Here is a 12,528-nt window from a genome sequence, read left to right on the forward strand (position 1 = left end):
ATGGACCTTACTGTTAAATAATCAATGAATAAATAAGAATAAATGAAAGTAATTTTCGGAATGTTCCTCGCCATGTTATCCTTCTCCTTATTTGGACAACAGCAGGAAATTACACGCATGGGAAATGCGCGTGTAGCGCTCTTTGATCGGGACTGGAAGTTTTCCCGCTTTGGTTTGCAGGCTGATGGCAATCAATTGGCTGAACCTAATGATTTGCATAAGACCGAATGTAATGATGATACTTGGCGTAGCTTGGATCTACCGCATGATTGGGCTATCGAAGGGCCATTCCGTATTGAGTTGGCCAGTGAATCCGGAAAGCTGCCTTATAAAGGAATAGGCTGGTACAGAAAACATTTTAAAGTCGAAAACCTTCAAGTTGGAGAGCGTGTTTATCTGGATTTTGATGGAGCCATGGCGAATGCTAAAATTTGGTTAAATGGCCGTTATGTGGGAACTTGGCCTTATGGGTATAGTTCTTTTCGTATGGACTTGACACCTTACCTAAAAAAAGATGCTGAGAATGTTCTGGCGGTACGTTTGGATACCGAAAATTGGGAATCAAGGTGGTATAGCGGAGCTGGAATCTATCGCCACGTATGGATGGTACGTACTTCGGCCGTGCATGTTGCACATTGGGGAACCGCTATTACAACACCTGTTGTCAACGATCAATATGCAACGGTGATGAATGAAGTGACGTTGGATAACTTTCGTTTTTTTTCAGTACATGCTGAGGTCAAAGCGACTTATTTTGAGTTAGATGCTCAAGATAAACCTGGAAAACAGGTGGCTACCGCCAGTGGATTTGTAGACCTTCATGCCAATGCAAGTGGCAAACTGAATCTTGAAACGCGTATCAATCAACCGAAACGATGGGATATTCTATCGCCAAATCGTTATGTAGAAAAGATCGAAGTCATCGTTGATGGCCAAACAAGCGATACTTATTACAGTCCTTTTGGTGTACGGACTATCGCATTCACAGCAAATGAAGGCTTCAAGTTAAACGGCCGTCGTGTAGATATAAAAGGGGTGTGTAACCATCATGATTTGGGATCATTAGGGGCTGCCTTTAATAAAAGTGCCTTGGAGCGTCAGCTCAAAATGTTACAGGCCATGGGTATGAATTCCCTGCGCACTTCGCACAACCCACCAGCACCAGAATTATTGGAGTTGGCTGATAAAATGGGGATTTTAATTTGGGATGAAGCTTTTGACGCTTGGCGTACAGGTAAGCGCGCAAAAGATTATAATAAATTGTACGATGAGTGGCATGAACGCGATCTACTGGCCATGGTACACCGCGACCGAAATCATCCGTCGGTATTTATATGGTCCATTGGTAATGAGGTGCTTGAACAACAGGATGTCAACATGACTAGGCATCTGGCCGATATTATTCGTCGGGCAGATCCAACACGACCAGTTTCCAATGGTTATAATGACCCGGATGGCGGCCGTGAATCGGGCGCTGCAACCGCTTTGGATATCATGGGCGTGAATTATTTCTTCAGTCAACAGGGGCGTTGGGATAAAGATGCGCGTTATCAGAATATGCCGACTTTGGGCAGTGAAACTTCTTCCTGTGTTTCCTCCCGCGGAGAATATTTTTTTGGAACCGATTACGATGGCTGGCAGGTCACCTCTTACGATCGTGCTGCTCCGGGATGGGGCTGTTCACCGGATGCACAGTTCCGGATATTGGCTCAGTATCCAAACTTGTTGGGAGAATACGTTTGGACAGGTTTTGATTATCTGGGCGAACCGACACCTTATAATTCGGCGGAGACCAATTTGTTGAATTTTAGAACGGATCCTGCGAAACGTGCTGAATTGGAAGCCGCATTGGAAGAATTGAAGAAGAAAAATCCACCTTCAAGGAGCAGCTATTTCGGTATTATAGACCTTGCAGGTTTTCCAAAAGATCGGTTTTACCTCTATCAATCCCATTGGCGACCAGACTTACCAGTGACGCATATCCTGCCACATTGGACATGGACAAGCAGAAAAGGGGAGATTACACCGGTACATGTGTATACCTCCGGTACAGAAGCAGAACTTTTTGTCAATGGAAAAAGTCAAGGACGTAAGAAGAAGGTTGCGGGACAGGATTTTCGGTTGCAATGGGATAGTGTGCGTTTCGAACCGGGAACGGTTAAGGTAATTGCTTACAAAGACGGCAAGGAATGGTCCAAAGCAGAAATCCAAACCGCTGGAAAGGCTGAAAAACTCCAGATGGAAGCAGATCGTGCGACGATCGATGGCGGACGCTCAGAACTTGTTTTTGTGTCGGTAAAAGTGACTGATAAAAAGGGAACCTTGGTGCCTCAATCGGAGGCGTTGATTGATTTTTCGGTCGAAGGTGCAGGTGAAATTGTATCCACAGATAATGGAAATGCAATTGATTTTACCTCGTTCCAAAGTCATTCGCGTAAAGCGTATAATGGAATGGCATTGGTCATCGTAAAAGCAAAAAAAGGAGCGCAGGGTGCAATCCGAATCAACGCATCGAGTAAGGGTTTGAAAGTGGCTACTGTACAGGTATTGGCAAAATAAAAAGATGAATTACTTTAAAAAACAACTCTATATCCTGTGTCTATTGGGCGTATTGGGCCAGGCAAAGCAGAGCTATAGTCAGCAGCTGCCGCTATTTAGCAAAGAAAGCAACAGCCTGTCTGGAGACTGGTTAATAGGGACTCCCCAGGCGAAAGCAGGGCTTTTCAAGACGAAAGAAGGTCATTTGGTCTTTTCCAATGGTTTGGTCAGCCGTACATTTACGACTTTTCCAAATGTGGCCAGTATTGGTTTGGATGAATTGACTGGAAATACAGCATTTCTACGGTCAATTCGACCTGAAGCCAGCGTAACAATCGATGGGTTTACCTTTGATGTCGGCGGATTGGAAGGACAGAAAGTACATAATTATTTACTGAAAGAATGGATCCCGGGTTTAAAGGCAGATCCCATGGCCTTTAAATTCCATGACTATAAAATTGAAGATACAAAACCCCGTTTTGGCTGGAAAAAGAGACCAAACTGGATGCCTAAAGATATGCCTTGGCCTGTGCCGGGCAAAGAGCTGACATTTACCTATACATTGGATCAGCAGGCGATCGATGCGCTTGCCGCAAAGAGCAAAAGTGACCAAAACAGGGCATTGCTGTTGGAAGATAAATTTCAGCAGCTAAATTCCGGATGGAAGTTGATGGTTTCAAAATCACATGAGCGTAATTCCTTTGTCAATGAAGGAAAAGTGGGCGAAATTATGGCACTGGAAAATGCTGCTGTGTTCGCTGAAAGAACAATTCCTCAAGAGGCAAAGGTACTCGTAGCCAAGATGAATAAAGGTACTGATCAATCCAACGATTGGGGATTGGGTTTTGGACTGACCCTAACGAATGGTAGTCCCAGACTTTATTGGCGAGCAAGCGAAGGCAAGGTTGTTTTTTTTGATGGCAAACGCGATAACGGAACTTTCGAAGTTGGTAAAGCAGATCAGCTATGGTTTAGATATGAAATAGCGGATAAGGAATTATTGGCACAAGCCTCTTTGGACGGACAACAATGGCGTACTGTTGGTCATCTTCCACTAAAGTCAGGTGACAAGATACAACTGGTCCGTGTCGGAAAAATGGATCCAAACGGCGGGAATAAGGATGGTAAGGCTTCGACAAAGGAAGGTCGCTCCAAAATAGAAGGTTTTTGGGCATACGGTGATTTTCCATCCCAATTTGCAGGCGATCTGTCCAGTAAACTTGCTTATATGAAAAACGTTACGGTACAGGTTCATTATGATCTTTATGATGACATGCCGATCTTTAGTAAGTGGATTACCGTGCAGAATCAGTCGGACCGGGAAATTGTGGTTAATAGCTTTAAGAGTGAGCAATTGGCTGTATTTGAACCCGAAAGTTCGGTGGATCATAGAAGCCGTTGGTTATACCCTAATATCACCGTGGAAACAGATTATACATTTGGCGGTATGAGCGAGGAAGTCGTTTATTCCTCGAGTCTGGAGTGGAAAAAAGACCCGCTATATACCACACAGGTCCATTACGATCGGGAGACACCATGTCTGTTGGAAGTTGCACCTAAAATGGGACCTGAACAACAGGTTGCTGCCGGTGGGAAATTTGCAAGTTATCGGGTTTGGGAGCTGTTGAACGATAGCTGGGAACGCGAACGTAAGAGCCTTGGATACCGAAAAATGCTGCGCTCTATGGCGCCATGGGCAACTGAAAATCCGATATTGATGCATGTACGGAGTTCGGATAACGAGTCGGTGAAAAAGGCAATTGATCAAGCAGCGGAAGTTGGTTTTGAAATGGTGATTATGACCTTTTGGTCTGGATTCAATGCCGAAGATGATTCTCCGGAGAATATTAAACGCATGAAAGAGCTTGCTGACTATGCACATAGCAAAGGAATTGAACTTGGAGGCTATTCGCTCCTTGCCAGTCGGCATATTGATGCAAAAAATGACATTGTGCTACCTGAAGGCATGCATCCTCGCTTTGGAAGCTCACCCTGTATTGAGAGTGAATGGGGGCAGGCTTACTTCAAAAAGCTGTATAACCTGTATGAAAGTTCGGGATTGGGCGTATTTGAGCACGATGGATCCTATCCCGGAGATTGGTGCTATTCCACCGATCACCCCGGGCATCATAATGAAAAAGACTCGCAATGGAATCAGTTTAAACGGATCACTGATTTTTACAAATGGTGCCGTGAAAAGGGAATCTACCTGAATATTCCAGATATGTATTTCTTGAATGGCGGCAACAAAGTCGGGATGGGCTACCGTGAGGCAAACTGGTCCTTACCGAGGGCACAACAGGAGATTGTGGAAAGACAGAATATTTTTGATGGTACCTGGGCAAAGGCGCCGTCTATGGGCTGGATGTTTGTCCCTTTGGTAGAATATCAAGGTGGAGGCAAAGAGGCGACGATCGAGCCTTTGAAGGATCACCTGCCACATTACGAGCAACGGCTAGCCAACTTGTTTGGTGCAGGTGTACAGGCTTGTTATCGTGGACCACAGCTTTATGACTCCCCAGAGACGAAAAACGTAGTGGCCAAATGGGTGAATTTTTACAAGAAACACCGCGAAGTTTTGGACAGTGATATTATCCATGTGAGACGTCCTGACGGGATGGATTATGATGCTATTTTGCACGTGAATCCGGCGGGGAAAGAAAAAGGATTATTAATGATCTATAACCCATTGGACGAAGCGATAAAACGAAAAATTAAGGTCAACTTGTACTATACCGGACTGACAGGAAATGTACAAGTGGTTGAGCAAGATCAAAACAGTAGGACAATGCCATTAAATGCAGCCTCCGAAGCGATCTTTGAGGTCAATATACCGGCAAAAAGTCAAACTTGGTTTGTCATTAAGTAAGTCGTTCGGTGAACGTTTCGGATCAAGATTTCAATTTTTTAAAGAGTCTTCTCATCACAATGATGAGAAGACTTTTTTTTGACTTGACTTACGTGTTATTTTGTGTGCGACTTTATCTGATTGACAAGAGTTTACCATATGTGTCTTGTCGGATCAGGTTTGTCGTCGTTTACGCAATGGGATAAGCCATGCTATACGTTATTCAATATGGAGCAATTTTTTGCGCTGTTCTGAATGACCATTTTCATTAAAAGCCTCCACCGAAAAATAGTAGTCCTGATCGCTGTTGAAACTACGGCCGTCAAATTTGTTTTCATAGACCACGATTGCATTGTATAATTTATCGGATTTAATGCCCCAACGGAGAATATAGCCTTTGGTGTTCGGCGATGCCAGCCAATGCAGTGTAATCTGGCGACGATCTTTCGTATTGCGTTTCCCTGTCAAGGTGTTGATTCCCTGCGGTTTTTGCGCCAAACCATGACCGAATATTCGAAAATCATAAAGCGAAAATTTACCAGGAATCTCTTTCTTATTGGTCAGGCGGACATAACGAGCGTTGACTTTGCGATCGAGGTTAAATAATTCATGCGGGTGATCTTTTTTGTTTTTGCTTTGGTCTATCAGTGGGAGCCATTTTTTGCCATCGCTGGAGTATTCGATCACATATTGATAGCAATAAGACTGGGGTGCTTTAAGCTGGAAATCTTGATCGGCGAAATTCACCTGTAGGGCACGGATGGACATGTTCTTTTCGAGGTCAATCTGTATATATTCACCGATAGCGCCCGAAGCTGCCGACCACCAGCTTTCTATCCGTTCATCGTTAGCGTAAATTTTAGAGAATTTATCCAGTTCACTGGATACCTGAATGGGCTTGTTTTGAGATAAAAGGTTGTATGGTAGAGAAAGATCCTGCTTCTCGATATCGACTTTGGTATTGGGGATCTGAAAGGGGAGATCGGTATATACCGTTTGCGCGTAAAGCTGACCTTCCTTGTCAAAAAATGCTGGAAAAAGGCCGATACGTCGTTCAAACCAGTCTCGCACCGAAATTTTCATGGTCGCTACATGCCAATAGTTGCCCAGCTTGTCCTGGAAGGTATGTCCATGACCTGCGCCTGCAATAAAACCACCTGGTTTATAAGAAAAAGGACTATTGGCTTCATAGCGAAACGGTCCCAAAGGTGAATTGGCAGTATAAACACCATCGGCATAACTTCTGAATTGCGTGCCCGGAGATGCGTATTGGAGATAGTATACCCCTTTGTGTTTAATCATTGTTGCCCCTTCGTTCCAACCAGGAGTTCCCAGTTCGTTATGCTCGCCTTGTACTTCCCAGCCATATTGTTTTTCACGATGTTGAATCAATACTTGCGGAGTACCAATGGGTTTGAAACCATCGTTAGGATCTACTTCCACCCCCATGATGGGATCAACGTTTGAACATCCCCAATACAGATAGACTTTACCAGTATCGTCCTTGAAGAAGGCTGGATCTGTCATGCCAATGGTAAATTTGGTCGGTATGGGTTCCCACTGATCCTGATCAGGATTGGTTGTTTTATAAATTTGAGGTTTTCCACCCGAAGCCAAAAAGTAAAGTGCACCATTGTAATTTAATACAGTAGGTGCATAAGCTTCAATGCTGCCAATACTTTTGCAAGGGATATACAGCCAGTCTTTTAAATCTGAGGAGCGCCAATATCCACCGGACTTTGACGCAAATAAATAATATTGGTCGTTGAAAAGCTCGATGATGGGATCTGCTGCTTCCCGTCTACTGGGACTTTCGGGCATAAAACGATATTCCAATGCCAAAGGATTAGCGATGATTTTTGTGGTCCGTTGTCCATAAACAAGCCCAGAAAGAGAGCTTGTACCGAAAAGAACCGCTATAAAAGTCTTCCTGAACCTATTTTTGTTCGCTGTTACAGTTTGCTGTTTTATGGGTTTATCTATTGGCTTTTGCATAATTTTCTCTTTCTAATAAAGACGATTGAAACCTTTGCTTCCCTAAATTGGTCAAAAGGCACACTCCGGTAAACTGGTTGCACAGTTTGGCGCCTTGGCACTGATTACGTCGGCAGATGGCCTGCATTGGCCTGCTGCCCATCACCCTTTGGTATCACTACGCGAATTAAAGGTTGACGGACAACACAAAACAGTGCTGGCCCATTTGGAACGTCCGTTTATATTATTCGATAAAAACGGACGACCACAGGTGTTATATGCTGCTGCTTCCATTGGAGAGCCTTTTAAGAATAAGTCAGATAGGATCGCAAAAGAAGAAAACTCGTTTATTGTCAGTTTTGGACTTAATTAAAAAGGTTCTTTTTACTTAACGTCTTTTTTCTCCGGCCATTTTACAAACACGCCCGTTTCTAGTGTAAGTTCACCAGTTGCAGCATTATAACTATCCTTGGATAGAATAGGGATTTCACCGGCTACTTTACTTTGTTCGGGATTATGTGTACGGTTATGGTAAGTCGGCACGTTTTCAAGCTTGACCAATTTACCATTGATGCGTAGATTTTTTTGAACAACGGTTACTTTAGGCAATTTGTCGTATCGGATGACATTCAACCCTTCGAGGTCCCGCGGTCTTTGGGCGAAATCAATAAAATACTTGTATTGTTCCAAGAACGAAGTGATGTGCTTTTTCATCTGGATCTTTTTACCCGGGAAGGCTAGGGACCCTACATTGACCACTTTTTTTGTGCTTAAATCTTCGACATACATAGTGACCCAGGAATGTTCATAATCGCCCCAGCTGAAATAGGTTTCTTTAGGGTTAATATCATCTGGAACGGCTTTGCCAGCGATATAGCCTTCTTTTTTTAGTGTGATGCGATAAGAACCTTTGTGCCAGCCTACGGTATTGCGGACACTGATAAAATCACCCTCCGCATCTGAACTGGCATAATATCCTGTAGTTTTTAAAGCCTTTTTTGTCCGTTCAAACCAACGCGAAAAGATGCCATTAAATTTGATATCTTCTTCTTTACCAGTCTTAACACTGATACCGCCACCGGCAGATTGAATACCACAATATAAAGGCATATTGTTTAGGGATATATTAAAGGGTGAAATGTAAAATGAATAGTGGTCGGGGATGTCATCTTGTACAATAATATCAATGGAAATAGAATGGAAATCATTGACGGCAGAGTCCAATACATAATAGGAATTAGTATAGTGTAAAGGGGGTAAGATGAGACTATCGGGAAAGACATATTCCGTAGCCATCTTCTTCTTGAGTTCTTCATCTATACTGCTGTTTTCATATTTTTTTTTAAGCTCCTCTTTGGTTTGGGAAAAGGCTGTGCCACTGCATAAGGTAAGCGGTACGAGCACCGCCAAAATATTTTTTATCAATTTCATAAACAGTTTTAATTGTGTTCACCAATATACTTTTTTTTCTTTTAGCAGTAAAGGGCTGATTAACCGGCCGATTAAAATAGTACAACAGACGAATCGTAAATCATTTTTGGCGAATTGTAAACGGTGGGTTGAATCTCTGACCGAGCACTTTATATTTGGTTCCAAGAAATGCCAAGAACATAGATTGGAGCTTTTTTGAAGTAGGGAATGAACCGATTTTAATTCGCTAATTCATTGTGCAGTAGATTTATGTGTACCATTTTAATTGTCATAGTAGATAGTGCCTTATACTTAAGGTGAATGTTTTTCATAGGTAGTAAGCCGTAAAGGACTCCCCGTTCTTGCGGCTTTTTTTGTGCCTATTGGCCAGTTATAAGAAATCGCTGGCTAGCGAATTCCCATAGTCAGTTTGCTAGGAGATCTTATAGGTCTTGGCTGTTTTTGGCTAGGATAAAAAAAATAAAAAAAGTCAAAATTTCTTTAGGACGTTTTGTCTTTCCCGTTGTCATCATTGTATAAATGGAGATTTTGGCCGTTAAAGATCCATTTGCAATGCAACTACTATGAAATTTTAGCCTATTAATCATTTTTAGCATGGCACTGACTAATAAAATATTCCAACAAAGTGAGATTGAAAGTTTTGAATTCAATCACAAAGTTTTAAAAAATTGTTCATTTATCGATTGTACGATAAAAGGGAAAAGCTTCATGAACTCCATGTTTCGTGATTGTAAGTTCATTCGCTGTACCTTTGTAGACTGTAACTTTCAATCTGTTGTTTTTCAGGAATCTGGGCTTTGGATGGAAAGTACATTCGAAGCGAATGATTTTTCGAAAGCCATTATTGGAAATTTAAAAATTGAAAAGTCTTCCTTCCTTTACAATACATTTGACAAAACAACTTTCGACGGGACGAATTTGGTTCATGTGGTTTTTAAAGGAAAGATCAGTTCTTCATGGTTTTATGGAATTCCTTTTACAGAAGATTTATACTCCACCAATCTTTTTATTCTTAAAAAAGCCAAACCATTAAAGACTCCCTTAGTAAATTTTGGTCATGCGGAATTGAAGGACGTTATATTTTCTCGAGGGCTAGATCTCTCCAGTACAGTTTTTCCAAATCAAGAACATCTTAAAATTATCAACAATCCAAGACGTTTTTTTAATAGTTTCCTCAAAAGGTCAAGAGAAGTATTCACGGATAATGAATCGTTAGTTTTCTGTCGGGACTTGGTAGATAATGTCTTGTATAAACCCGAAAATAAGGGGATGCCAATCATATTGGTTGATTTAAATCAATTTTATCCCTCATTGAATGAAAATAGAGATCGCCTTATTATTGATCTCCTGAAAGCGGGATAATCATATCATTCTATATATAATTGTTAGTGCAAAGCCGTTTGGAGTTCCCAGCTCTAGCGGCTTTTTCGCTTTATCCCTGTCATTGCCATTGTTCGATCTTGTTCCTAGTAAACACCTACCTGAGACCTAGTGTCTACCTGGTTCACTAGGTAAACACTAGGCGATTCATAGGAATTTGATCGGTTAATTCCAAAAGCAGGGCAGAAGCAGTCCAGTCAAAAGGCAGTTCAAGGGCCATAACTAATGGCGATGGTTAAAATGCAACCTGCTGTATCATAATTTTTTATATTTTTTGTATATATAAGAAAATTAGGTATATTTAATTAATTGTTTAAGATGAACGAATGAAAGATACGAAGTTATTAAAAGGCACTTTACAAACGATTATTCTAAAGCTATTGTCTGGAACGAAAAGAATGTATGGCTATGAAATGACTCAACAGGTAAAACTCTTAACCGAAGGAGAGTTTATCCTGACTGAGGGGGCGCTCTATCCTGCATTACATAAGCTAGAAGCGGAAGGACTCCTGGATACAGCAATAGAAGTAGTCGATGGAAGAGCAAGAAAATATTACGCCCTGACAGTGAAGGGAAAAAAAGCTCAGGTAAGTAAAATGAAAGATGCGTTGACCTTTGTGGAGAAGTTGCAGGTTATCTTGAACACTAAACCAATTGTATCATGACAGAAAAGAAATTGACCAAAGCGGAATTAGGTATTCTGATGGATTTTATTCGTTCTAAAGGATATCGTTATGTTGATGTTCAACTTGAAATTTTGGATCACTTTGCTTGTAAGGTAGAAGAACTCATGTCTTCAGATGCCGGTATATATTTCAATCGAGCTATTGATCTCGCTTATGCCAGTTTTGGAGCGGCAGGTTTTGGAAGCATTGCAGCTAGCTATGAATTAAATCTGCAACGTAAACAGATCAATAAATTTCCTGCTGATTTTTTACAATTCGTCAAGCATTGGCATAGTGCAATTTATATCGTCTATTTCACATTGTTCTATTATTTTGTGCCGCTCGATGCAGATGCTTTTTGGACGGGATTAAAATTAGGGATGATCGGTACACTCGTTTTTTATATTCCAGTATACTTATTGCGGCATCGACCTAGAGGGAGCAAATACTGCGTTTATCGCAATTATCTTGGTTTAACGATACCGATTATGGTTTTGATCATCGGGTTGGTTTCTTCGGAATGGATCGTTAATTATATTCCTTTAGCTTTGTATCGTATTGTAATTCTTATTTTTATGTATGTTGGATTAGGAATTTTGTATATATTTGAGAAGAATCTAAAGGCCATTGTCCGACGGGTAGATGAGATCGAAGTGCTGCACCAGAGCTGACGATTAATTTTTTAAATTATGAAATATCTTTTCCTGTTGTTACTAAGCATTTGTTTTTTGTCCAGCTGTGACAAAGAAGATATTGACTTTGACTCTACGGAGGTCGGTGGTGGAACAATGGCTAAAAGGTATCAATTTGAAGGGCGTTCCGTCGGGTTTTCGGTTAGCCAGATTTACGTGGATGGTACTACAGATAAAAACTTCTATTTGGGGACAGTTTGGGGATTAAAAGATACCACACCGCAACTAAAACTAACTTCCCTTCGTAATTATTATAAACCTTTCAAAAGCACAATTTCTTCTACACAGCCAACTTTATCTCCTATTCATGTCGTTCCTGGATTTGATGCTGTGCGAGCTTTCGCGAAGAAAAGCAAAGGGGAACCTGCTGTTTTGAAGCAATCGTCTGTGGGGGCATTTTTCGATTATAGGGCGATACGCTACCATCTTAATAATAGCCCTGACGTAGATAGTGTACTCAAATTGGTTCGTCACCATGATTCCACCACGATAAAAAGAGCTAATAGCCTGTTGTTGCGTCGAGAACATATTACATTTAGTCTCCATGCGGATCTGAAAGATTATGAACAGGCTTTTAATAAGGATGCACTTGGGAAGTTAAAAAATACAGGATATAATCCCTACTATGTTTCGTCTGTCAACTACGGTACACACTCTATCATGATGGGAGAAAGTGATTTTCCGCGTGGTGATCTTAAAAACGTATTGGAAAAATTGCTGTACAATCAATTTCTGACGAAAACCGACGAAACGGTATTAAAAGGGTCCGACGTATTGGTTTATCTGCGTGGTGGACGTCAAACAAGTTTTATTAGACGCGCAACAGGCCTGGACGAAATTAAAAAACTTGTCATTGATTATAAAAATGAACTTGAACTGCAACAGAATAGCTTTGATTATCCCATTAGCTATAGTCTAGGAAGCCTTAATTCCCATGGGCACCTGAAATTCTGGTACTCTTATGATTTTCTCGTCCGTGAGGAAAAAGAGTGATTTTTAT

9 protein-coding genes are annotated in these 12,528 nt (G+C 41.4%); 7 read left to right on the forward strand and 2 right to left on the reverse strand.

Annotated elements, in window-relative coordinates; genetic code table 11:
- The first annotated feature begins 42 nt into the window (after positions 1-42).
- Together galB and HS960_RS02180 are read left to right on the forward strand one after the other, a co-directional pair.
- On the forward strand, positions 43-2,559 hold the full coding sequence (gene galB, locus HS960_RS02175) for a beta-galactosidase GalB (RefSeq protein WP_159727784.1): 2,517 nt from the start codon (positions 43-45) through the stop codon (positions 2,557-2,559).
- Between the two features lie 4 nt (positions 2,560-2,563).
- Complete coding sequence (locus HS960_RS02180) at positions 2,564-5,407, forward strand: beta/alpha barrel domain-containing protein (protein WP_182331155.1); 2,844 nt, start codon at positions 2,564-2,566, stop codon at positions 5,405-5,407.
- Positions 5,408-5,605: 198 nt separating this feature from the next.
- Here the strand turns inward: HS960_RS02180 and HS960_RS02185 are convergent, their stop codons facing one another.
- Positions 5,606-7,381, reverse strand: coding sequence for a family 43 glycosylhydrolase (locus tag HS960_RS02185; protein ID WP_182331156.1), 1,776 nt, complete (start codon positions 7,379-7,381; stop codon positions 5,606-5,608).
- A gap of 94 nt (positions 7,382-7,475) precedes the next feature.
- Between HS960_RS02185 and HS960_RS02190 the strand changes: the two genes are divergently transcribed.
- Positions 7,476-7,733 carry a hypothetical protein gene (locus tag HS960_RS02190; RefSeq protein ID WP_182331157.1) on the forward strand — a complete coding sequence of 86 codons (258 nt, stop codon included), beginning with the start codon at positions 7,476-7,478 and terminating at the stop codon, positions 7,731-7,733.
- 11 nt (positions 7,734-7,744) lie between these two features.
- On the opposite strand, the gene HS960_RS02195 is transcribed toward HS960_RS02190, so the two are convergent.
- On the reverse strand, positions 7,745-8,791 hold the full coding sequence (locus HS960_RS02195; RefSeq protein ID WP_228280178.1) for a hypothetical protein: 1,047 nt from the start codon (positions 8,789-8,791) through the stop codon (positions 7,745-7,747).
- Positions 8,792-9,385: 594 nt separating this feature from the next.
- Here HS960_RS02195 and HS960_RS02200 point away from each other — a divergent pair.
- From HS960_RS02200 to HS960_RS02215, 4 genes are all read left to right on the forward strand, one after another.
- Positions 9,386-10,153 (forward strand): pentapeptide repeat-containing protein, encoded by a 768-nt coding sequence (locus HS960_RS02200; protein ID WP_153847111.1) that lies wholly within the window; start codon positions 9,386-9,388, stop codon positions 10,151-10,153.
- Positions 10,154-10,497: 344 nt separating this feature from the next.
- On the forward strand, positions 10,498-10,836 hold the full coding sequence (locus HS960_RS02205; RefSeq protein WP_153845752.1) for a PadR family transcriptional regulator: 339 nt from the start codon (positions 10,498-10,500) through the stop codon (positions 10,834-10,836).
- The gene (locus HS960_RS02210) at positions 10,833-11,507 is read left to right on the forward strand and encodes a hypothetical protein (RefSeq protein WP_153845753.1); all 675 of its coding nucleotides are present in this window, start codon (positions 10,833-10,835) and stop codon (positions 11,505-11,507) included. The genes HS960_RS02205 and HS960_RS02210 overlap by 4 nt, the downstream gene beginning before the upstream one ends.
- An 18-nt stretch (positions 11,508-11,525) precedes the next feature.
- Positions 11,526-12,521 (forward strand): hypothetical protein, encoded by a 996-nt coding sequence (locus HS960_RS02215; protein ID WP_153845754.1) that lies wholly within the window; start codon positions 11,526-11,528, stop codon positions 12,519-12,521.
- The last annotated feature ends 7 nt before the right edge of the window (positions 12,522-12,528 follow it).

This window comes from Sphingobacterium paramultivorum (assembly GCF_014109745.1).
Taxonomy (GTDB): Bacteria; Bacteroidota; Bacteroidia; order Sphingobacteriales; family Sphingobacteriaceae; genus Sphingobacterium; species Sphingobacterium paramultivorum.